A 23,373-nucleotide genomic window follows, 5' to 3' on the forward strand; every position below is an offset into this window, starting at 1 on the left:
GTGATGTGCATGGGCGAAGGCGACCCCTGTAGCCGCTGCCGCAGGCTGCGATAAGGCCGAAGGCCTTCAGCGATATTGAAATCGCCGCGCCCCTTCGGGGCGATCGCAGCCTGCGGCAGCGGCTACAGGTGCGGTGTTTCAGACCGCGAAATTCTCCAGCGGACACAGATCCTCATCCAGCGCGTCGGTGCGCTTGATCTCCTCGATCATCGCCTCGGCCAGCGGCGACAGCCGGTACCCGGCGCGGCTGACGATGCCGTAGCGGGTGTACAGCTCCTCCAGGTCGTCGGCCAGGCCTTCGACCTTCAGGCACACCAGCTCGCCCCGGGCATTGTGCAGCGCATCGCTGTAGGCGCCGATGATGCCGATCGCGTCCGAGCGCATCACCACGCCGAGCAGGCTGTAGCTGTTCTCGCATTCCACATTCGGGACGAAATCCGGCCGGCCGCTGAGATCGACCACGACCTTGCGCAGGTTCGGCGGGCGGATGGTCGCGGCCAGCGGGTAACTCATCAGCTCGGCGGCGGTGACGCTTTCCTGCTCGGCCAGCGGGTGCCCGGCGCGGCAGCAGAAATGCCATTTGCGTGGGCGCAGGCGCTGGGTCAGGTAATCCGGGTTGGCTTCGAACTGCCGGGTGTCGGCGACGAAAAATTCGAACTCTTCGCTGAGCAGGCGTTTGCTCAGGGTTTGCCAGTCATCCACCTGGAACTGCACCCGGGCCTTGGGGTAACGCCCGATAAAGCTGCCGATGGCCCGCGGGATCAAGCCTGCTGCTGGCGCCGGCCCGCAACCGAAGCGCAGCTCGCCGGCCTCCAGGCCGTTGAACTGGCTGATCTCGTTGGCCAGTTGCTGCGCGCCGCTGACCAGCCGCCGTGCATGTTCGAGCAGCACCAGCCCCTGTTTGGTCGGTGCCAGGTCCTTGCGCCCGCGATCCACCAGCTGACAGCCGACGCTGTGCTCCAGGGCCTGGATGCTGCGGCTGAAGGCCGATTGCGACAGGTTCACCGCCAAGGCGGCCGCGACAAAGCTGCGCTGTTCGGCGAGGGCGATGAAGTGACGGAGCTGGCGCAGATCGATATGCATTTTTCACATTGAAAATATCGGGGAAATGCATTGGCTATGCATTAGGTCGACTCTTTATAAAGGCAATCTCTTATTCCGTAAATCTTATTAAAAACATAAATAAATAACTTAAAAGAATATACGGATCAGTCTGTTTTTTGCCCAGGAGCCGCCCATGAGCCCGTTGAACCTTGTCTCCCCCACTTCGCCCCGACGGCTCAAGCGCTTGCCGCTGGCCCTGCTGCTGGCCGGTAGCGCCGGTTGGTCCCACGGCTATGCCGCGCAAGCCGAAACGCCCGCCGAAGCCCCGGCCAAGGCCGATGCCGCCCGGCCCGCCGCCAGCGGCCAGCTGGAAACCGTGACCGTGACCGCGCGGCGCCGCGAGGAGAGCGCCCAGGACGTGCCGACGCCGATGAGCGTGATCGGTGGCCAGGCCCTGGAGAGCCAGCGGGTCTATCGCATCCAGGATCTGCAGCAGCTGGTGCCGAGCGTCAACGTCGCCTACATGCACGCGCGCCAGTCCAGCGTGTCGATCCGCGGCCTGGGCAACAACCCGGCCAGCGACGGCCTGGAAGGCAGCGTCGGGCTGTACATCGACAACGTCTACCTGGGGCGGCCGGGCATGGCGGTGTTCGACCTGATGGACATCGAGCAGCTGGAAGTACTGCGTGGTCCCCAGGGCACGCTGTTCGGCAAGAACACCACCGCCGGGGTGATCAACATCAGCACCCGCGCGCCGAGCTTCACTCCCGAGCGCAGCATCGAGACCTCGGTGGGCGAGGACGGCTACTTCCAGACCAAGGGCACTATTTCCGGGCCGCTGAACGACGAGCTGGCCGGGCGTTTCTCGGCCTATCGCACCCGCAGCGACGGCGATATCAAGAACCAACACGACGGCCATGACCTCAACGGCGGCTCGCGCCAGGGCTTTCGTGGCCAGCTGCTGTTCAAGCCCAACGAGAACTTCAACCTGCGCTGGATCGGCGACTACAACGAAGAGGACTCCAGTGCCGGCACCCGGGTGCTGTACAGCACCGGGCCGACCATCAATGGCGTCAACCAGTACCAGTCGCGGGCCGCCGCGGCCGGCGCCACCCTGGTCGACGGCACGCACCGCAAGGTCAACCTGGACAACGATCAGCATGTCACGGTGTTCCAGGGCGGCACCTCCCTGGAGGCCAACTGGACCCTGCCCAGCGACTTCACCCTGACTTCGGTCAGCGCTTACCGCTGGTGGGACTTCACCCCGCGCAACGACGATGGGCTCAACGTGCCGGCCAGCTATAACGCCGGGGTCTCGGTGGAGGATAAACAGTGGTCCCAGGAGTTCCGCCTGGCCTCGCCCACGGGCGGATTCTTCGACTACGTGCTCGGCGCCTACTACTTCGGCTCCGACCTGGATAACAAATCCTTCAGCTATTACGGACCCAAGGCGGACATCTGGAACGGCACGCCCACCGGCGCCCTGAACAACGTCACCAGCATCGGCAACGGGCATATCCGCACCGACAGCTTCGCGCTGTTCGCCCAGGGCACCTGGCACCTCACCGAGCGCCTGGATTTCACCGCCGGCCTGCGCGGCACCTATGAAGAGAAAAGCGCCTGGGTGACCCGCAACGCGCCAGTGGGGGGCGCCGCGGTGACCGGTGCCGCGGCCACCGCGCTGCGCGGACGGGCCGGGGCCTACGACTCCGGCGATCTCAACCAGTACAGCACCAGCCCCTCGGGCCTGCTCAACCTCAGCTACCGCTTCACCGACGACCTGCTGGGCTACGCCACCCTGTCCCATGGCGAAAAGTCCGGCGGGGTCAACCTCGCGGTCGGCTCGGCGCCCACCGCTGGCGCCGACTCGCTGCTGATCGGCACCGAGCGCGCCAACAACGCCGAACTGGGCTTCAAGAGCACCCTGTGGGACAAGCGCCTGCAACTCAACGCCAACCTGTTCTGGACCCAGGTCAACGGCTACCAGACCAACGCCTACGACGCCAACAACCGCGTGCAGTACCTGACCAACGCCGGCTCGGTGCGCTCACGGGGCGTGGAAATCGAAAGCACGCTGATCCCCATCCGTGGCCTGACCCTCAACCTCAACGGCTCCTACAACGACGTGCGCTACCTGTCCTACAAGGATGCGCCATGCCCGCCTGAAGTCAGCCTGCGCCCGGGCGCCCCGGCCTCCTGCGACCTCAGCGGCCACCAGGTGGTCGGCGCCTCGAAATGGATCGGCAACGCCAACGGCGAATATAAATGGAACCTGGACAACGGCCTCGAACCCTACGTCACCGGCAGCTACGCCTTCCGCTCCAAGGCCGTCGGCACTGTCGAGGATTCCGACTACGGCCAGATCCCCAGCTACGCGGTGGTCAACCTCTCCACCGGCCTGCGTGGCAACTATGAGCAAGGGCAGTGGGACGTGTCGCTGTGGCTGAAAAACGCCTTCGACAAGACCTACTACACCACGTTGTGGTCGGGGGGGAATGGCGGCTACGAAGGTTTGCTCGGCACGCCGCGGACCCTTGGCGTGACCGGTCGCTACGACTTCTGAACACCCTCATTTGCAACCCGCGCCGGGTTCCGCGGCGCGGTTCGACCTGAACAGGAGTTCCACCATGTTGAACCTCAAGCCCGTGTTGCCCCTGCTGCTGTTGTTCAGTGCCGGGGCCTTCGCCGCCCCCAGTGTCTACCCCACCGGCGTGACCCGTTACGACCCGGCCAAGGCCTTCAATCAGTACGTGATCTTCAGTGGCGCGGACAAGAAAACCCACCTGATCGACATGAATGGCAACGAGGTGAAAACCTGGCCCCAGGCCGGCTTTCCTTCGGCGATCATCGACCCGCAGCTGGTGGGTGGCGCGCGTGGCCGGGTGCTGTTGCAACTGAGCGAAAAGGCCCCCGGCAAACTCGGCTCGGCCGGCAATGGCCTGGGCAACCAGAGCGTCGGCGAGCTGGACTGGGACGGCAAGGTGGTCTGGCAATGGGGCGACCAGGCGCCTGGCGGCGCGGCCCAGCAGCATCATGACCAGCGCCGCCTGAGCAATGGCAACACCCTGGTGCTGGCCAACAAGGTGCATGCGGTGGCGGGCTTCAAGGTGCCGCAAGTGATCGATGACGTGATCTACGAAGTCAGCCCCCAGGGCGAAGTGAAATGGCAGTGGCTGGCCTCCGAACACCTCAAGGAATTCGGCTTCACCCCGGAGCAGTTGAAGCTGGTGCGGGCCACCAAGGACCCGGACTACCTGCACATCAACAACCTCAGCGTGGTCGGCCCGAACAAGTGGTTCGACGCCGGCGACAAACGCTTCGCCCCGGACAACCTGCTGTTCGACTCCCGCAACGCCAACTTCATCGCCATCATCGACAAGCAGAGCGGCAAGGTGGTCTGGCGCCTCGGCCCCAACCTGCCAACCCTCAACCTGCGAGCGCCAGCGACCTTGCCGCGCCCGGTGGACCAGTTCGTCGGCCAGCACGACGCCCACATCATCCCCGCCGGCCTGCCGGGCGCGGGCAACCTGCTAGTGTTCGACAACCAGGGCACGGCCGGCTACCCCTCGGTGCCATTGGGGCTGATTTCCGGCTCGCGGGTGCTGGAGATCGACCCCGTGACCCAACAGATCGTCTGGCAGTACAGCGCGGCCAGTTCCAGGCAGCCAGGCTGGGCCTTCTACAGCTCGTTCATCAGCAGCGCCCGACGCCTGCCCAACGGCAATACCCTGATCGATGAAGGCATGAACGGCCGCTTCTTCCAGGTCACGGCAAGCGGCGAAAACGTCTGGGAATACGTCAGCCCGTTCCTCGGCAAGGCCCCGGGCAGCGACGCCATCAGCAACTGGGTGTACCGCGCGTTGCCGGTGAGCTATGACTGGGTGCCGCAAGGCACGCCACGTTCGGAAGCGGCGGTGATTGCGCCGACGGTGGCTTTGCAACCGACTAATGCCAGCCGTTGATCCGACTGCTGCGTGGCTCTGGGTTACCTATAAAGGCTCGCTCGCGATAGCGCCGGTTCAGACGGCGCATCGCGACGTCTCTACAGGCTTATTTGCAGCTGTAATTTTCAGGCATGGTGACCGTGTAATTGCGCTGTACGCGGTCGCGGAAATCCAGGTTCTGCAGGCCTTGTTCCACCAGGAAGGCCTCGACCTTGCCGTTCTGGCAATCCTCGTTATAAGAGGACACCCGCAGCAGATACACCGCACGCCGAGTGGTTTCGTCCCGGGCCGTCGCGGTAAAGGTCGAAAGGGTGGTGTAGCCGGTGCGTTCCGAGGTGCCTACCGGACCATAAGACGTATTGGGCGTGCTGGTGCAGACCAGCTTTTCCTTCTTTTTCTTGCCATCCTTGCACACCGTGGAAGTGCTGTTCTGCACCTGGCCGTAGTCGGTGGCGGTGTAGCGGTAAGTGACTTGCTTGCTATGGATATCGAGGCTGACCGTCATCTTGATCGGCGCATGCTTCTTGGGCAGCGACGCCTCGGTAAACACCTCGCGGAACCCCTGGTCCTTCAACGCATTGACCATATCGCGCAGGTAATAACGGGCATTCAGCGAATTCTCGTCATTCCCCGTCGTGGCCGTCACCAGCACCAGCGCTTGCCGATCAAATTGATAGTCCGGATCCGGCGTGCCATTGAGCGCGACGTCGAACTTGGTGGCGCAGCCGGTGAGCAGAAGGGAAAACAGGAATAGCGGGTAAAGCATGTATCGAGTCATGAGGGCTTCGTTGTGTTGCGGTGGATGGGATAGGGATTAGACGGATGAGCGCGGGAATAAACAAATGGAAGCGGGGTGCGTGGAACGGCTTCGATAAGATTTCGGCAGGTAGCTGTGCCTGTAGTGCGCGACGACAGGGGGAGAAGCATGACGGGTTTATGGGAGGAGGTGGTTGTGGTTTTTTGTCGCTGCGCGTGATGGGCCTTGGGAGGGGATTGCGTTATTAAGCTTATGAAAATTTGACCATGTGCTCATTCTTGTATGGGGATAGGTGGGGTTATGAAAACTTCGCCATTGATTGTGATTTTATTGCCTGAAATCGTTGTGGTGTAAATGTTGTTTATCACAAGCTCGTATTTTTTCTTGCGGCTGAATAACTCTTCAAAAAGATTGGCGTATAAAAAATCTTGAATAAGCGAAGCCGCTACTTCTTTGTTGGTCCTGAAAAGCTCTAAAAAACTTGGGTAGCCCAATTTTCCTAGCTCCGGTATATCCATATACCCTTGGGATAGGTCATCAGTTTTGCATTCTTCAATGAAAATGTCGGCTTTGACTATGAAATCATTGCTCAATTCGTTTATTTCAATAGTGAATTCAAAGCTTTGAGATTTTATTTTTAGTTTTTCTCCAAATCCTAAATCTCTGTAGCCAATTACGTCGAAGCTAACTTCTTTGTTGTTTGATATGAATATCATAGTTCTGCTCCGGGTGGAGTTGAGTTGTTGAGTTGTTGAGTTGTTGAGATGTCTAGGTAATTATGTATGGACCAGTCTCTCATCAACTAGAGTGAGGTGTTGATTTATGTTTCGAGTGTGAGCTATTCATTTTCATTCCATTTGTCTCTTGTTTTGAGCGCTTCGCTTAGCCAAGAATTAAAGTCTGTGAAAGTGCTATGGTGCTCCTAGCCCTCTGAGGCGTAGGCATGAATAATTAGTACTTTTGGATTTTCAGATAGATCTTCGCCGTCGAAGCAGGCTATATCATCATTGGCACTGAACTTTGCAAAAGGTATTAGTGCTCTTTTTTGGATATAGTTGTTTCAGGGTTTTATGCCAACTATTTATTTTTCCTTCCTTGTAGGCTAAGAGCCACCAAGGCTCAAGGTCGGCTTTTGGCTCTTTGTTTATGAAGTCTACAAAGCTTTTGGGGAATGGGTAGTTTTGTATGCCTTCAATTTCAAGGAAGGTTTTCATTTTTTACCCAACTTAGGAGTGTCATAAGATTTTGGCAGTAGGTATCCAATGCTTTATTAGGATATGGTCCATTTGTTCAATGGTAATTGATCCATTTGCGCCCTGAATTTTTCTTTGCCTTCTCTGAGGGTCATATGGTTGGGGCCACTATAGATTTCTGCGCTATTGTGCCATCATCTTCCCAGTTGCATAGCCCGCAAATGTCATAGTGTGCCCTTGATGAGAGAGTTCGATAGTCACAGCAAGGGCAGACTTCTAGTTTTTCAATCTCTCCATGTACTTCATAATCCCCCAGTCCCATTTTTGACATGGCCTCTGACAAGTATGTGTTTGTCACGCCTTTGTAGGCTGAAGATAGAGCAACCATAATCAGCTCATCGTACATTTGATTCTGAACGTCGCTCGGAGGATCATCATTCAATAACAGCAAGGTTTGCATTTCTTTTGATAGTAGAGAAAACTCAAAATCACTTTCATCGATTTTCCACCAATTCAGAATATATGATTCGCGCGCATCATGATCGAGAGAGTCTAAAGCTCTATTGCATATTCTATATACGGCGTCAGCTCTTAGAAGAGTACTCATCTTAAAGTCCATTAAATTAATTACTGACTGGAGTGCGCCTGCGTTTCTTTCATCATCTCTATAGGTAGTTTTTGGTCTTTTACTTGGATTTCAAAAAGGCTTCCACACCCTTGTCACTGATTTTGCAGCGACAGTAAAAATCTTAGCTATGTGAGAGGGACTGTACAAGCTGGCGGAAGTCGATATGTTCTGTAGGAAATTTCTCTAGTAAAAACAGGGTAAGAGTTTTTTGAAGGCGTTTTTCAAGCCTTCTTCATTGGGTGGCTTAGTTTTTAACTGTGTTTCGATGTTTTTATTTTAATGACGCCATCCAAGATTTGAAAAAATCCAATTGTACACTGGGATCGTTGGTGAGATCCTGATCCTCATAATCAAAAATATTTACAATATTTACTCTAAGAGCTTGCTTTCCTTGCTGTAGCTCATAAGCCATCAAACCTGCTGACATTTGCGAAGAGGCTCTGGAAGGATAAACATTTTTTTTGGCTCCTTTACAAAAAAATTTTATTTCTGGGAAGTTCTGCCTTAGCTTAATAAAGCAAGAAAATAAATTGTCTCCGTAGAATACATGCTCTGAGTTTTCTAGATTTATTTGTATAGATGGATTTTCCATGTCATATGCAATCTCTACTGAACGCAGTAACCCATCTTTTCCTAAAGTAATTTCTCTATGGTCCACGTATCATCGCCTTGTTGGATTAGGGACGGAGTAATGCGAAACCTTGTTGAGTATCATCAGTTTTGCACGCTTCTATAGAAGATTCCCACCCGCCGGGAGTGTGTACTAATAGTTTTTAAACCCTGCTCCGTCAGCTCGATTGGGTTCAGAGATAATAGTTTCGGTACTGTGGGTCGGTACTTATGCGGCGGTGTCGTGCAATACATCAATTGGGGCTTGCGTATCGATCAGTAGCGAAGGGAAGTTGTTGTCGATTCCTGTGATGGGCATGTAGCGAGACATAGATGATCTTCCTGGGTCAGTTTCAGAAACTGCCTGCATCACTTCCACATGAGGGTGGCAGCCGTACGCGGGTGTGGAAGACCGAGGATCCAGGAACCCGGCGCACTCGAAAGTGCCCCGCGTACAACCGCCATAATTTAACAGCATGTAAAAAGGCATGCTTAATGGAGGTTATTTTAATTGGATCTCAAAGGGCTTCCACACCCTTGTCGCTGATTTTGCAGCGACTTGAAGATCCTATCTGCTGGGCTAAATCCATACAAGCTGGCAAAAGTCGATTCGTTCTATAGGAAAAATCTTTGAAAAACCGCGATGCTTTATCTGGGGGGCTTAAATCTTATTTTTTGGATGAAGGTTCTTGAAAATTAAAAAAATCAAAGAGCTTTCATGTTATGTAGCCTGTGGTGGAAGTCCTCAGTATTATAAATACTGAGGTTTTCTTTGGATGGGATCTTTTACCAAGTCGATGGGTCTTCAAGACTTGCTCTGGCTAGGTCCTCTTTCCATTTTTCGCTTGCGAGTCTAAAAATTTCCTCAAAAAAAGTTCTTGGGCTTCTCATTTCATCCCATCCTGATGGAAGTGAAGAATACTCTTCAGGATCATCTTCAAGTAACTTGTCGAAGTCGAAGTTTTTATCAAGTAGTGCGTTTTCTAAAGATTTCAAGAGGACAAATTTATGTCTGTATGAAATATTTTCGTATCTATTGAGGCAGTATTTTTCTATCAGCTCAATACGATCTTTTGGATTTTCCGGGTCGTAAGCTTCGAGTTCAACTCCTAGAGTTTCCTCTCTGTCATAGATATCAAACCCACCTAAAAAATACGCTGGTGTTGGAAGGTAGGGAGTACCTGAATCTTTGTCTAATAACATCAGAGCCTCATTTAGTTGGGAATGCGGTAAAGGGACGGCCTGCTGAGTCGAATTTCACTTCGGCCCCATTCATGCTGTCATTATAGAAGGGATTAGCTTTGTCTTTCTTGTTTGGTGTGTAGCCTCTACCCGCACCAGGCATCTCCATTCGAACGATATCGTTACCTTTAGCGTCCTTACCAGTAAAACGCGGCAGACCACGTGCTTCTCTGGTTAAGGCTTCATTTATTGCGTTCATATGAAGCTTCCAAGTTTTGAATTGAGAGCTTGGATTTCCTTTTTTGCTCTTTGGCTGTACTCCGGTAATTGGATCTGTCCCGTCTATTGCTCTTTGTTTAAGAGCAGCGTCTGGCAACTCAGGCCCATGCTTCCCAATAGTATGCATATTGTTACCGGCTTCGAACTCTTGAACACGGCGTTTCGCATTTGCCTCAGACAGTTTCTCAATTCGAGCTTGACGTTGTTGCGACGTCATTTGAGGAGCAGGAGCTTTTGGACTCCCCTCATTCGCCGCCGTATTTCCCGAGTCTCCTGCTTTTCCTCCGCCCTGTCCTAGACAGCCGTTCAACCCCAACGGATCCACCCACCCCGTAGGGTTAGGCACGTACTGATAGTTGTTCAACCCCCCTGCCAGCTTGATCGGGTCCGGGGTCAGAAACCGTCCAGAGTTCGGATTGTAGTAGCGATGGCGGTTGTAGTGCAGCCCTGTTTCTGTATCGAAGTACTGGCCTTGGAAGCGCAGTGGGTTGTCAATTTCGGAAACGTCCAGCGCGGCCAAATTGCCATATGCGCGGTACTTGGCCGACCACATGATCTCGCCGCTGTAGGAGGTGAGCTCCTGCGGTGTGCCGATGTGGTCGAGTTGGTAGTAGAGCGGCGTTGCGTGGACCGGACCTTCACCATCGAGCATGGCCAAGGGGCGGAAGGTGCCGGGTTCGTAGATGTAACTGCGATAGCGGTTTTCGCTGCTTTCAGCAACCAATTGCTCGCCTTGCCAGAGGAACTCGGTCGTGCGGCCATCGACGGTTTTCGCGATGCGCCGGCCAAAGGCGTCGTATTTGTAAGTAGCAGTGCTCCCGCCCGGCAGGCTCACGCCGATTAGCCGGTGCTGGCAGTCGTACTGGTACTCGGTGACCAGCTTTTGCCCGGCGCCGCGGCGCTCGCGGCTGAGGTTGCCGAAGGCGTCGTAGTCGTAATGGCGGTCGCCCTGCATCAGCAGGCGGTTGCCTTTGACGTTGGCCAGGTTGGCCGCAGGCTGATCACCCTGGCCCAGCAGGTTACCGGCCGGGTCGTGGGCAAAGCTCTCAGGTGTCGCACCACGCACATTGATCAGCCGATCCAGCGGGTCGTAGTGATAACGCAGGTTGCCCTTGCGGCTGTCGTCGATGCCGGCGAGGTTGCCGTTGGCGTCGTAGGCATAGGCGCGGCGGTAGAGGTTCTGGTGCTGGCCGTGCCGTTGCTGGCTGACGCTGTGGGCCTGCAGGCGGCCTTGCTCGTCGTACTGATACTGGCTGAGCAGCAGGCCCTGCTGGCGTTGCTGTTCGCGGCCGGCGTTGAACTGGTGACTGGTCAGGCGCGAGCCGTTGAGGTCGATGCTGCTGAGCTGGCCGCCGGGTGCGTGGCGGTAGTCGAGCTTGCTGCCGTCGGGCAGGCGGCAATGGCTGAGCTGGCCGAGCTTGTCGTACTCGTAGCGCAGGGTGCCCCAGCCCTGGTGCTCGGTGATCAGGCGGTCTTGCAGGTCGTATTCGTAGGCCAGCGGCCAGTGGCCGTCGTCGACATTCACCAGACGCCCGAGGGAGTCGTAGCGGTAGTGGATTTCTTCGCCGTCGGCGAGGGTTTTCACCAGCAGGCGGCCAGCGGCATCGCGCTGATATTCGGTGACCAGCTCACTGCCATCGTCACCGAACTCGGTTTTCTTCAGCAAGTTGCCGTTGAGGTCGTAGGTGTAGGCGGTGCTGCGCCCGTCGAAGCCGGTTTCCTGCTGGATCAGGCCGTTGGGGTAGTAATCGAGGTGGTACTGCTCGCCGCGCTCGTTTTCGATATCGGTGAGCAGCAGGCGCGCGTTGTCGTAGCGATAGCGCAACTGGCTGCCGTCCGGGTTGATGCGGCGGCTGACCAGGTGCAGGTTGTCGGCGTATTCGTAGCGGGTGACGCGCCCCAGTTCATCGCGTTCGGCGGTGACTTTGCCGTAGGCGTTGTAGCTGAAGGCGCGGGTGGCACCGCCGGGCAAGATGACCTGCGCCAGGCGGTTGGCGGCGTCCCACTGGTACTGGGTGATGGCGCCGCTTTCATCCTGGCGGGTGATCTGCCGGCCGAGGGCGTCATAGCGGTATTTGCGCTGGCCGCCGTCGGGCAGGCGTTCTTCCAGCAATTGGCCGAGGCCGTTCCAGCCCAGTTGATGGCGGCTGCCGTCGGGCTGGGTGATTTCCAGCAGGCGGCCCTGGCGGTCATAGCTGTAGTGGATTTCGTTGCCGTCGGGGTCGGTCTGTTGGGTGATGTCGCCTTGATCGTTGCGTTCGTATTTCCACTGCGCGTTGCCGCGTCGAACTTCGATGAGATGACCATCGAAATAATTGTAATAGGTGGATTCGTCCTCTGGAGGAATCACGGCGATCAGGCGCCCGGCCTCACTGTACTCGTATGCGGTGATGGCCCCGAGAGGGTCTTTTTCAGCGATCAGGCGACCTTTTTCATCGTAGGCTTTTTGCGTTTCCGCACCGTCAGGGGTGGTCTGGCTGACCAGCCGCGCATTTTCGTCGTGCACGTAGACCTGTTCGCTGCCATCGGCGTTGATAACGGTGACCGTACCTTCGTCGTCCCACACATAGCGCGCATCGATCTGCGATAGGTTGGACCACTGGCGGATACAACGGGCTGCCTTGCCTTCGTGTTCCCACTCCCAGCGGAAGCTCGCACCACCGGCCAGTTGGCGCTGCTGAATGACATGCTGCTCGTCATAGCGATAGCGTTCGACTTCACCCACCACATTGGTGGCGCTGATCAGCTGGTTGTGTTCGTTGTACTGGTAGCTGACCAGGGTCTGGACCGTCAGCCAGGGTTCCTGGCGTTCACCCTGTTCGTTGTAGTCGGGACGTCGCTGCTGATAGTCGACTGCGGCGATATGGCGGTCGTCGTAACGCAAAAACAGGGAGCGACCTGCACCATTGTCGATGCGCTGGATGCGGTCGACCAGGTCGTAGCTGACGTGTAGCTGGTTGTTATAGGCATCGCTGATGGTGGTCAGGCGCCCGGCACGAAAGTGATAGAAGCGCGCGCCTTGCCCGGCCTGAGTCAGGATCAGTTCGCCCGGAGCATCGCCCAGGAAAATCGCAGCCTCGGCCAGGCTATTGGTAATGGCCGGACGCTGTTCGGTCGGCATCGGGAAATGAGTCTGGCGGTTTTCATTATCGGTCCACAGCACGCCTTCATCGTTAATTTGCAAACGATGGGACAGCGAGTGGCTCCAGCCGAAGCCCAGGCGATTGTCGATTTCCACCGCGCTGGTGCGATACAGCCGCGTCCATTCCAGGGGCAGCAGGCCATCGAGTTCACCATCGGTGAGGGTCAGCAGTTCCTCACCAGTGACCATCGAGATGGGGTCGCCTTCGCAGCGAGTGTTTTTTGTGCACTGCGCTGGTTTATCCGCCGGGTTTGTAGACTGCTTGGGGGCGTCACTGACGGGTTCTGTTTGCTCGGCGCGGGTGGCAGGCTTCTTCTTGCCGCGCGCCTGGATTTGCGCATCGGTTTCCACTGTGCCGCCAGAGGGTTTCGGTTTCGCCTTGGGAGCTGTAGCCGTTGTTGCCGGTTTGGGCGGAGCAATCTCGATGGTGGCCTTGCGACCGGGGCTTAACGCCGCGTTGCCATTGAGCAGCAAGGGTCTGGCCGTCTCAGTGTGGCCAGCTGCGTTCTTCTTGCTGGTTTTCATCAGCAGGGAAGTGAAGTCTTCGATCAGCTTCAGCACTTTACCGCTGTTTTGCGTGGCCTTGAGTGCCTTGGTACCGACCCGTACGGCCAGACCGATACCGCCGGTGAGCACAATACCGATCAGGATGTTCAGCAGCACTTCGGTGGTCAGCTCGGCTAGCACTTCCATGCAGGTTTGCGGCGGCAGCATCTTCACCCAGGCGACAATCGCCGCCACGTAGATCCACATCAGTGGCTCGTCGCTGGCAATCAGCAAAGCGGTGTGGATGGCGTCTTTCGAGGCGTTGTAGATCTTCTTGATTTCTTCCTCGGTGAAGAACTTCTTCAGCTTCTGGTAGTTTTCCCGAGGGTGGGCCACCAGGTTGTAGAGGCTCTTGATATCGCCCCACAAGCCCATGATGGCCTTCAGGAAACCCTTCCAGGCCGACTCTAGCTGCTGTAGCGCCCGGCCGCCGATGGAAGCGTTGTTATGGGCCTTCCACAGCGGCAGGAAGTCGGTACTCCATTCGGTTTGCAGCCAGCCGCTCAGGTCACCAATCACGCCCTGATAAGAGTTGAACAGCGAGTCGATTTGCGCACGGGTCGGGTTGGGAAAGAAAGTGATCTTGTATTGCTGGTTGGGCTTGAGCCCCGTGACTTCCTTGATGCCGTTGGGGCCGATGGTGACGTTGATGGCGGCGCCGGCTTCGTTCTTGCCGTAGACCATGCCATCGACCACTGGCACCAGGCGTACCGGCGTATTGCCGATCGGTACGAAACGCGCGGATTCAAAGCTGTGCACCAGTTTGAGCTTGCCGTTGGCCGGGCAATTCGCGTAAAGATCGGCGCGGCTTTTGCTGTCCTTGTCCTGGGTGGCCACTTCGTCGCCGACCTGGAACTGCTGCTCGGCGTCCAGCACGCCGCCGTACCAGGCTTCGGCGTGAGCACGGTAGTCGGCCAGGCATTTCTTGAAGTCGCGGATGATGACTTGAGCATCCGGCTGTTTAGCCGTCAGGTTAACGGCGAATTCCCCCAACAAAATGCTCATGCAACCACCTCATTTTCCAAGTGGGCTTTCAATAGCCCGGTGTAGTTTTCTTCCGTGAGCGGGGTGCGTTTTACGAAACGTGCCACCTTCTGCCGCAAGTTGGATTCAGGGAACGAGAAATACAGCTCGGCATGGTCTTCCAGCAGCCACTGCATCATGTTGTCGATCACGGTGCTGGGGTCATCCTCGGCGAGCTTCTTGACCAGCGCTTCCGGCACCTCCCACCAGGGGAATGGTTTGGGTGGCTTGACTACGCCTTGGCCAGTACTCAATGCCCGGCCATTGATCAGGCAGCGGTCGAAGATCGGCAGGACTTGCTTTGCATCCTCACCGAGTCCGGTGAGGATCGGATAAATATGCCGCCCATCCCAAAACCGGAAGAACACCTCGGCACCGCCCGGCATCTTCACCTGGGTCAGGCTGCGCAGGTGTTCGAACACCACTCCCGGCTCGCAGGTGGAGACGGCGAGCCAGCCCCAGTCGTCGGCGTCGGTTTCGGCGATCCAGTCGAGGAAGGGGGAGGTCGGTTTGAGTTCGGCGAGGTAGGGCATCACCGGCTGCCAGTCGGCGTAGGGCGTGCCGCTCCAGAGGGCGGTCAGGCCGCTGGCGCCCTGGGTCTGGTAGAAGTCCTTGAGCGGGTTGGCGTCGCTGGCGTTGCTGATCACCAGGTACAGGCGTTCGTCGGCTTGCAGTGGCTGCTGGGCGAGCCAGGCTTGGGGTGTCAGGCGATCAGATGGCACAGGCACCGTCCTTGCACTTTTCGCACTCTTCGCAGAAAGGCGCGTTGCGTTTGAGGGTGTTGATTTGCGCTGGGGTCAGCAGGGCGCCGGCCTTGTCGGCGTCGGCTTGCTTCAGCACGCCGGGCATCAGTGGCGCGGCGCCGCTGCCGCTGCCTGGGCCGCCGCCGGAGTTGACCTTGACCTGCGGGCCGCTGATGGTCACGCCGCCGGCGTCGAGCTTGATAAAGCTGCCGCCGCCCTTGAGGGTCAGCTCGCTGCCGGCTTCCATGACGACCTTCACCCCGGCATTGAGGTGGATCTCCTGGCCGGCTTCGATGAACTGCCCGGTGCCGATCTTGATGTGCTGGTTCACGCCCACGGTGAGGTGGTCGCTGGCCCGCGCTTCGACCTTGCGGTCGGCGTGCACGGTGTGGTGTTCCTCGGCCTTGAACTCGCTGTAGCTGTTGGCCTCGACCGTGTCGTGGCGCTCGTTGCCGACGCGGATTTTCTGGTCGTGTTCGACGTTCTCGTCCCAGTCGCGCTGGGCGTGCAGGAAGATCTGTTCCTGGCCCTTCTTGTCCTCGATGCGCAGCTCGTTGTAGCCGCCGCCACCGGACTGCTCAGGGTCTTGAAGGTGCTGCGGGTCTTGTTCGCCGGCAGGTCGTAGGGGACGACGTTTTCCTTGTGGTACAGGCAGCCGCTGATCAGCGGCTGGTCGGGGTCGCCCTCGAGGAAGGTCACCAGCACTTCCATGCCGATCCGCGGGATGGCGATGCCGCCGTACTGGGCGCCGGCCCAGGCCGAGGACACGCGCAGCCAGCAGCTGGTCTTGTCGTCCGACTGGCCTTCGCGGTCCCAGTGGAACTGCACTTTGACCCGGCCGTACGAGTCGCAGTGGATCTCTTCGCCCTTGGGCCCGGTGACCACCGCGCTCTGGCTGCCGAGGATGCGCGGCTTGGGATGCAGCAGCGGCGGCCGGTTGGGCACGTCCCAGGGCGTGGCCTGGAATCGGTTGCGGTAGCCCTGGTGGAAGTCGTCCTTCAGGGCTGTAGTGTCGCTGGTCACCGACTCTTCCAGGACCTGCGGCTGCTTGCCTTCGTGGACGATCTCGGTGAGCAGCCACAGGTCGTTCCATTGCGCTTTCGGGTGTTCGCTCAGGGCCAGGAAATGCCCGCTGACCAGCAGCGGCTGATCGCTCTTGCCCTCGGCCAGGCGGTAGTCGCTGCGGTGGCGTTCCAGGGCGCGCTTGGCCAGGTGCTTGCCGCGTTCGCGATCGACGAAACGCCCGGGTAGTCGTAATCCTCGAGGTCCGGCTTGAGCTCGCTCTTGGCGTCGCTCTCCAGGGTCAGGCGCGGTTTCTCGAAGTCGTAGTCGCGGCGTGTGGTGCGGCTGGTGCGGGCTTCCAGGCGCAGGTCGAAACGCTTGATCACCGGGTCGTTGGCGACCATGCCGGAGTCTTGCTGGTAGGCCACCGGCGCCAGTTTCGGGAACACCGTCTGGTCATCGCCGAAGACGATGGTGTGGCTGTCGGCGCTGTGCTGGAAGTGGTAGTGGATACCTTCTTCCTCGCACAGGCGCTGGATGAAATGCAGGTCCGATTCGTCGTACTGCACGCAGTAGTTGCGCTCGGGATAGATCGAACCCAGCTGGAACTGGTAGGCGTTGCTTTGGATGCCGTGCTCTTCGAGGACCTGGCCGATGATTTTCGGCACCGTGAGGTTCTGGAAGATGCGTTGGTTGATGCGGTGCGCGAGGTAGGCCAGGTGCGGGCGGATGGTCACCGAGTAGCGGGTCAGGCGCTTGCCGGAGTCGCCCTGGGCGACGCGGTAGATCTGCCCGTGGATGCCGGTGCCGTTCTGCGCCAACTGCAGGAAGGCCGGTTTGTGCAGCAGGCTTTCCAGGTCCAGGGCGGCCTGGGCGCTGACCAGCTCGACCTCGAAGGCGAAGGGCTGGCTGATGGCTTCCCGTCCGGTGAAGGACAATACCTGGAGGTCGTTCTCCAAACCTTCGACGGTCAGGCTGAAGTGGGTCTGATTGGCCGGCGCGAACATCCCTTGTTCCTCGTGCAGTACTGCCGCGTGGGTCGACCCCGGGGCCGGGCGCCGACGAACGCAAGAAATCCCTTATGGCGTAAACAACATCGACCAGCAGAGCTGGCCGATGTTGGTGTAACGGTCGGCCGGACTTAGCCCGCGACCGGGGAACGCCAGTCGTCGGAACCGGAAGTACCGGAGACTTCGTGGGTCCAGGTGATTTGCGGTAGGTGAAGTGCACGTCTTCCAGGTGGGTGAAGTGCGAGTTCGATGGGTCCTGGCAGTTGTGCATGTAGTCTTTGATGTCGACGATGATCGCGTCTTCCAGGGTGGTGGTGTAGTAGTGCTCCTGGGTGCCGGCGGCAGAGGTGCGGTACCACTGGATTTCGATCTTGGTCAGACGCTCACCGGAGGTCAGGGCAGCCAGCAGCAGTGGCGAAGCCTTGTCGAAAACCTTGGTGATGACTACTGGTTTGTGCACGCGCTGGCCGGTTGGCTGGCCGGACTGCGGGTCACGCGGGATGATCACTTCGTGCTGGAAGCCCTGAACCATGACCTGGTCTTCGTGGCCTTCCTGGTAGGTGTTGCCAACGGAGTCAGCGGTGAAGGCACCGGCGGTGATCAGGCCTTGTTTGGTGCCGGTGATGGACATATACGCTGGTGTAGCCATGGATGCTCTCCTTGCTAAAAAATAAAGGTGCCCGGTGGGACGGATCGCCCGGTTGGGTGCCAAGTTGATATCAAGGAGCATGCCAGGAGTTGAAAGTGCCTTATGGAACAAGGGCTTCCGGCGTTTTCTGGCATCGCTGACGGTATTTCCAGCTCGAAAGCGCTTGAAAGTGCGCAACTTCTTGCGCAGTGCTGTGCAAGAAGTTGCGCACTTGGCTGCAGGTCCCGATTTATCGAGGCTTTGGATAACTGTTCACAGAGTTATCCACAGAGGGGTGCGCAAGAAGTTGCGCATAGTGGCCATGGGCCTTGATCTTTAAGGCGTCACGGACGCCGGCTGCGGTGCCGCAGTCGCCATCTGTGGCTCCCGGTAGCTGGACGGGCTGAATACCCGGGTCAGCACCAGCATGGCCAGCACGCTCAGGACCAGTACCCACCAGGCGCTGATGAAGCTGCCGGTGAGCTGCCGCAGCCAGCCGGTCATCCACGGCGACACGGCGTTGATCAGGAACCCCACCCCTTGCACGAAGGCCGCCAGCTGTCCGGCTTCCCGGGGAGCGCGACGGTGGTCGAGGGTGAGGATCAGGCTCAGGGCGAAACAGGCGCCGAGGCCGAAGCCGATCAGCGCCACCCACAGCTGCGGGGCCTGCAGCGGCCACAATACCAGGCCGCTGAAGCCCAGGGCCTGGGCGCTCAGGCTGATGGCGAGCAATGGCCGGCGGTCGCTCCGGCGCTGCGCCAGGGCGGGCATCAACAGCGCGGCGGTGACCTGGAAGAGGGTCATGAACGCCAGCAGCGAGCCGCTCTGGGTCGCGCTCCAGCCCAATTGCAGGTAATAGGCCGGCAGCCAGGCGACCATGCTCATGTAGCCGCAATTGACCAGGCCGAAGTACAGCGCCAGCAACCAGGCCCGACGGTTGCGCCACAGGCTGATGGAGGGGGCGTCGAGGCGCTGCCCCGGCCCGGCGAAAGGCAGCAGCCACCACAGCAGCAGCGCCGCCAGCGCCGGCAACAGCCACACGCCGAGCCCGGCCTGCCAATGGGCGAAATGCGTGGCGACCTGCGGGCTGAGCAGCGCCGCGAGGCCGCCGCCGCCCATCAACGAGGCCGAATAAATGCCCATGGCCAAGGCCACCCGTTGCTGGAACTGGCGCTTGATCAGCGCCGGCACCAGTGCCTGGATCAAGGCCACGCCGGCACCGCCGAGCAGGGCCGTGGCGAGCAGGGCGCCGGCCTGGTCGCAGAGCAACCGCGCCAGGCAGGCGCAGAGGATCATCAACAGACCGAGGGCGACGCCGCGCCGTTCTCCCAGGCGGGCTTCCAGGCGCACCCCGAGCAAGGCCACCAGGCCCATGCAGACCACCGGCAGGCTGGTGAGCCAGGCACTGCTCTGGAAGCTCATGCCGGTGGCGCCACGAATCTCCATCAGCAGCGGGCTGATGGAACTGATGATCGGCCGCAGATTGAGCCCCAGGGCGATCAGCAGGGCCCAGCCGCCGAGGCGGCGCAGGCGCGACTCAGCGAGCGGCATGGCGGGCCTGCCAGTCGCGGTAGATCTCGTGCATCGTCGCTTGCGGCACGTGCTGCACCGGCAAGCGCTGGGCCGCCAGGGGCTGGGCCAGTTGTTCGTAGATCGCCGCCGTGGACAGGCCGAAGGGCGCGGCGCTGGCGTTGTCCGCGGCGAACACCGCGCGCGCCACACCGCACAGGTACATGGCGCTCAAACACATGGGGCAGGGCTGGCCGCTGGCATAGATCACGCAGCCGTCCAGGCGCGGCCCGAGCCGCTGGCTGGCAACCCGGATGGCCAACAGCTCGGCGTGGGCGGTGGGGTCCTGGGTCAGGTGGATCTGGTTGACCGTTTCGGCCAGCACCTGGCCGTCGCGCACCAGTACCGCGCCGAATGGCCGGCCACCGGCCGCGACGTTTTGCCGGGCCAGTTCGACGGCGCGTTGCAGGTACTCCTGATCGTCTTTCATGGGGGCTCCTTAAGGCACACATCAGGACGCGCCGGCGTCCCGCAGCAGTTTGGCTATGGCGCTCTGGCCGCGTTTTTCCGCCTGTTGCAGGGGGCTCAGGCCATCGTTGTCCGGCAGGTTCAGGTTGGCGTCGGCGGCGATCAACTGAGTGACTATCTGCTGGTGCGCCGGGCCGCCATCGGCCAGCACTATGGCTTCCATCAGGCAGGTCCAGCCGAGGCGATTGACATGATCGAGGTCGACACCGGCCTCGATCAGCAGGCGCACGGTGTCGACATGCCCACGCTCGCAAGCCGGGATCAGCGCGGTACCGCCGTAGCGGTTGGTGCTTTTCAGGTCGGCGCCGTGGGCCAGGGTCAGTTGCAGGATCGCATTGTGTCCGCTGGCGCCGGCCAGCAGGTAGGGGCTGTCGTGGATCAGGTTCTTCTGGTTGACGTCGGCGCCGGCCTCGATCAGCGCCCGGGCGATCTCGACCTGATTGGCGGCGGTGGCCAGCAGCAGCGGGCTGCTGCCGTCCAGGCCGCGCACGTTGACGTCCACGCCTTGGCGAAGCAGCGCCTGGACCTTGGGCAACTGCCCGTCGCGGACCGCTTCGAGCAGTTGGTTATCCTTTGCCATCACCACCCCCACCACGAATAGACAGATCGCCAGGACCGCGTGTTTGCAAGACAGGTAACGCATGGCATCAGGCTCCCTGTGCGGTAAATGAGCGCCGAGTATGCTCAGGCCCTGATGTATTCTGAAATTAAATATAACCATGCCAATCAGTGGCATTCAGAATGGTGTCGCCATGTTCGATCTTGTGCTGCTGCGCAGTTTTGTCGCCGTCGTCGACTGCGCCAACTTCACCCGCGCCGCCGAGCGCCTGCACCTCACCCAGTCCACCGTCAGCCAGCAGGTGCGGCGGCTAGAGGAGAGCCTGGACTGCCAGTTGCTCGACCGCGACCAGCGCCGGGTGGTGGCCACCGCCGAGGGCGAGCGTCTGCTGGGGTACGCGCGACGGATCCTGGCCCTCAACGAAGAGGCCAGCGATGTCTTGCTGCATCAACAGAGCGAAGGCGTGTTGCGCCTCGGGGTGCCGGAAGACTTCGCCGCCGAACGGCTGATGCCGTTGTTGTCGCGCTTCGGCCAGGACCATCCCGGCGTGCGCCTGGAGGTCACCAGCGGGCTGGGCCCGGAATTGACCCGGCTCTATCGACGCGGCGAATTCGACCTGTTGCTGGTCAAGCAGATGGGCGCCAGCGACGACTGCCTGGCGTCGTGGCCGGAACCCCTGTGCTGGGTCGACAGCCGCGCCACCCCGGCCTTTGGCCGCGATCCGTTGCCGCTGGTGGCCTTCCCGGTGGGCGGGTTGTATCGCCATGAAATGTTGCACCACCTCGAGGTTGGCGGCTGGCGCTGGCGCATCGGTTACTCCAGCGCCAGCCTGGCCAGCGTCTGCTCGGCGGTGGCGGCGGGCCTGGGCATCAGCCTGTTGCCGGTGCGAGTGGTGGGCGCCGGCCATCGCGTGCTCGACGCCGCCAGCGGCTTGCCGGACATCCAGGGCGTGCGCCTGGCGTTGTACGGCAGCAGCGGCTTGAGCCGGGCCGGCAAGGCCCTGGAAAGCCAGTTGCTGGAGCTGTGCGAGAGCCAGGTACTGAACGTCTGAACACCCTGTTCATGGGCGCTTGAGATCCGCTTTATCGGGTGCGCCCTGATTCCTTGATCGACGTTCGGTCGGACTCCTTTATTTCGCCACTGCTGTCGCTTCGCTGCGGTTTTGCCGCGGCGATGCGATGCCTTTGGCGAATATTTTCAATGCTCGCAAAGCATGGCTTTTTGACTCCTTCCCCGCAGCCCTTGATCCGCGCGGCCTGGCGCGAGATGACGGGTTTAAATATGCGTTTTTGATCTATCCATAACTTCAAAGATTACTTTCGGAGATAAGTGTCTGGCGCCAATCATTCAGCCCTCGACGCTGCTCCAGGGGAGTTCGCAGGTGTGGGTCGGGTTATTCGCAAAAGACTGTAGGGAGTTAATCAATGGGCAATGTCCAGACCGCCGCCAGTGCACATGAGGTGCTGTGGCGTCAGGCACCGAGCGGCGATCTGGTCGATCTCGGCCGGCCGCATCGCTTGCCGTTGGGCCAGTTGCGCTTGCAGAAAGCACCCAAGGCCGGGCTGCGGCGGCGCGAGGCGATTGCGCTCGGGGTGATCGCCCTGCTGTTGCACGGTGCGGTGATCTACTGGATCAACCAGCAGCCGACGCCGGTATTGCCGATCGTGCCGCCGGAAATTCCTCCGATGACCATCGAGTTTTCCCGGCCGGCGCCGCCGGTGGTCGAACCGCCGCCACCGCAGCCGGTACAGCCGGTGGTGGAGCCGCCACCGCCGGTGGAGGACGAACTGGCGGTCAAGCCGCCACCGCCCAAGCCGATTCCCAAGCCCAAGCCGCAGCCCAAGCCGAAACCGGTCCCCAAGCCTGAGCCCAAGCCGGTCCAGCAACAGCCCGCGCCGCCACAACCGGCCGCGCCTGTCGCCGCTCCGGCCCCGCCCGCGCCACCGGCCCCGGCGCCCGTGACTCCGGCTTCGGCGAATGCCGCGTACTTGAAGAACCCGGCGCCGGAATATCCGTCGCTGGCCCAGCGTCGCGGTTGGGAAGGCACGGTGCTGCTGCGGGTGCACGTACTGGCCAGCGGCAAGCCCGGCGAGATCCAGATTCAGAAAAGCAGCGGTCGCCAGCAACTCGACGACGCGGCGTTATCGGCCGTCAAGCGCTGGAGCTTCGTGCCGGCCAAGCAGGGTGATGTCGCCCAGGACGGCTGGGTCAGCGTACCCATCGATTTCAAGATTCATTGAGCCTGCGCCAGGTGCTGTGCCTGGTCGGTCGCTATCGCGAGCACGCTCGCTCCTACAAGGTCATACAGAGGGAAAAGAACATGACGTTATTGGCATCTCCACTCGAATCCATCGAAAGCGCGGTGATCTGGCTGCTGGTGGTCTTTTCCGTGGCCACCTGGGGCCTGGCCCTGCTCAAGGGCGCGCAGTTCGCCCGCCTCAAGGCCCAGGATCGCAAGTTCCACAAACAGTTCTGGGCCGCCTCCAGCCTCGACTCGGCGGCCGAGCTCAGCGAAACCCAGCCTGGCGCCGCCGCTCGTGTGGCCCAGGCCGGCTACGCGGCGATCCAGGTCGGCGACACAGCGCACGCGGCGGACCTGAGCCAGGCCATCAATCATCAGGACCGCCTGGAGCGCGCCCTGCGCCAGCAGATCGTCCGTGAGCGGCGTTCCCTGGAAACCGGCCTGGCGGTGGTCGCCAGTATCGGCAGCACCTCGCCCTTCATCGGTCTGTTCGGCACCGTGTGGGGGATCATGGAAGCCCTGAAAGGCATCAGCGCGGCGGGCTCGGCGAGCCTGGAAACCGTGGCCGGGCCGATCGGCGCGGCACTGGTCGCCACCGGCGTGGGGATCGCCGTCGCGGTGCCGGCGGTGCTGGTTTACAACTATTTCCTGCGGCGCTTGAAGTTGACCGCTGCCGACCTCGATGACTTCGCCCATGACTTCTACAGCCTGGCGCAGAAGAGTTCGTTCCGCGTGCTGATCCACCCGACCGCGCACAAGGCCGCGGCCCAGGGCAGCGCGCAGAAAGTGAAGGAGGCGTCCTGAC

The 23,373-nt window shown here is 59.9% G+C and carries 16 protein-coding genes and 2 pseudogenes; 5 read left to right on the plus strand and 13 right to left on the minus strand.

Annotation, left to right across the window (positions count from 1 at the left end):
- Positions 1-138: 138 nt before the first annotated feature.
- Complete coding sequence (locus PMI20_RS04450; RefSeq protein WP_007928950.1) at positions 139-1,083, minus strand: LysR family transcriptional regulator; 945 nt, start codon at positions 1,081-1,083, stop codon at positions 139-141.
- A gap of 154 nt (positions 1,084-1,237) precedes the next feature.
- On the opposite strand from PMI20_RS04450, the gene PMI20_RS04455 reads away from it, so the two are divergent.
- Positions 1,238-3,607, plus strand: coding sequence for a TonB-dependent receptor (locus tag PMI20_RS04455; RefSeq protein WP_007928951.1), 2,370 nt, complete (start codon positions 1,238-1,240; stop codon positions 3,605-3,607).
- A gap of 64 nt (positions 3,608-3,671) precedes the next feature.
- Positions 3,672-5,006, plus strand: coding sequence for an aryl-sulfate sulfotransferase (locus PMI20_RS04460; RefSeq protein ID WP_007928952.1), 1,335 nt, complete (start codon positions 3,672-3,674; stop codon positions 5,004-5,006).
- An 88-nt stretch (positions 5,007-5,094) separates the two neighbouring features.
- On the opposite strand, the gene PMI20_RS04465 is transcribed toward PMI20_RS04460, so the two are convergent.
- The 12 genes and pseudogenes from PMI20_RS04465 to PMI20_RS04530 form a co-directional block, all read right to left on the minus strand.
- Positions 5,095-5,766 carry a hypothetical protein gene (locus PMI20_RS04465; protein ID WP_007928953.1) on the minus strand — a complete coding sequence of 224 codons (672 nt, stop codon included), beginning with the start codon at positions 5,764-5,766 and terminating at the stop codon, positions 5,095-5,097.
- A gap of 251 nt (positions 5,767-6,017) precedes the next feature.
- Positions 6,018-6,461 carry a hypothetical protein gene (locus PMI20_RS04470; RefSeq protein ID WP_007928955.1) on the minus strand — a complete coding sequence of 148 codons (444 nt, stop codon included), beginning with the start codon at positions 6,459-6,461 and terminating at the stop codon, positions 6,018-6,020.
- A 628-nt stretch (positions 6,462-7,089) separates the two neighbouring features.
- Positions 7,090-7,545: a CPCC family cysteine-rich protein gene (locus tag PMI20_RS04475; protein ID WP_157173169.1), complete on the minus strand. Its 456-nt coding sequence runs from the start codon at positions 7,543-7,545 to the stop codon at positions 7,090-7,092.
- Positions 7,546-7,837: 292 nt separating this feature from the next.
- Positions 7,838-8,224, minus strand: coding sequence for a hypothetical protein (locus PMI20_RS04480; RefSeq protein WP_081502454.1), 387 nt, complete (start codon positions 8,222-8,224; stop codon positions 7,838-7,840).
- 737 nt (positions 8,225-8,961) lie between these two features.
- Complete coding sequence (locus tag PMI20_RS04485; protein ID WP_081502455.1) at positions 8,962-9,378, minus strand: hypothetical protein; 417 nt, start codon at positions 9,376-9,378, stop codon at positions 8,962-8,964.
- A 7-nt stretch (positions 9,379-9,385) separates the two neighbouring features.
- Entirely contained in the window at positions 9,386-14,329 is a 4,944-nt protein-coding gene (locus PMI20_RS04490) for an RHS repeat-associated core domain-containing protein (RefSeq protein ID WP_284171766.1), read from the minus strand.
- Positions 14,326-15,069, minus strand: coding sequence for a DUF4123 domain-containing protein (locus PMI20_RS04495; RefSeq protein ID WP_007925758.1), 744 nt, complete (start codon positions 15,067-15,069; stop codon positions 14,326-14,328). The genes PMI20_RS04490 and PMI20_RS04495 overlap by 4 nt, the downstream gene beginning before the upstream one ends.
- Positions 15,059-17,099, minus strand: a pseudogene (locus PMI20_RS30875) (type VI secretion system Vgr family protein). The gene PMI20_RS04495 and the pseudogene PMI20_RS30875 overlap by 11 nt, the downstream one beginning before the upstream one ends.
- Positions 17,100-17,233: 134 nt before the next feature.
- Positions 17,234-17,751, minus strand: a pseudogene (locus PMI20_RS04515) (Hcp family type VI secretion system effector).
- A 315-nt stretch (positions 17,752-18,066) separates the two neighbouring features.
- Entirely contained in the window at positions 18,067-19,281 is a 1,215-nt protein-coding gene (locus PMI20_RS04520; RefSeq protein WP_007925752.1) for a CynX/NimT family MFS transporter, read from the minus strand.
- Complete coding sequence (locus PMI20_RS04525; RefSeq protein ID WP_284171772.1) at positions 19,268-19,729, minus strand: nucleoside deaminase; 462 nt, start codon at positions 19,727-19,729, stop codon at positions 19,268-19,270. Before PMI20_RS04525 ends, PMI20_RS04520 begins: the two co-directional genes overlap by 14 nt.
- A 21-nt stretch (positions 19,730-19,750) precedes the next feature.
- Positions 19,751-20,410: an ankyrin repeat domain-containing protein gene (locus PMI20_RS04530; protein ID WP_007923317.1), complete on the minus strand. Its 660-nt coding sequence runs from the start codon at positions 20,408-20,410 to the stop codon at positions 19,751-19,753.
- A 109-nt stretch (positions 20,411-20,519) separates the two neighbouring features.
- Here PMI20_RS04530 and PMI20_RS04535 point away from each other — a divergent pair, with 109 nt between their 5' ends.
- From PMI20_RS04535 to PMI20_RS04545, 3 genes are all read left to right on the plus strand, one after another.
- Positions 20,520-21,377, plus strand: a complete 858-nt coding sequence (locus PMI20_RS04535) for a LysR family transcriptional regulator (RefSeq protein ID WP_037034109.1) — start codon at positions 20,520-20,522, stop codon at positions 21,375-21,377.
- 373 nt (positions 21,378-21,750) lie between these two features.
- Positions 21,751-22,566, plus strand: coding sequence for an energy transducer TonB (locus tag PMI20_RS04540; protein WP_007923321.1), 816 nt, complete (start codon positions 21,751-21,753; stop codon positions 22,564-22,566).
- Positions 22,567-22,646: 80 nt separating this feature from the next.
- Positions 22,647-23,372, plus strand: coding sequence for a MotA/TolQ/ExbB proton channel family protein (locus tag PMI20_RS04545; protein ID WP_037034110.1), 726 nt, complete (start codon positions 22,647-22,649; stop codon positions 23,370-23,372).
- The last annotated feature ends 1 nt before the right edge of the window (position 23,373 follow it).

Source organism: Pseudomonas sp. GM17 (assembly GCF_000282175.2).
In the GTDB taxonomy this organism is placed as follows: domain Bacteria; phylum Pseudomonadota; class Gammaproteobacteria; order Pseudomonadales; family Pseudomonadaceae; genus Aquipseudomonas; species Aquipseudomonas chlororaphis.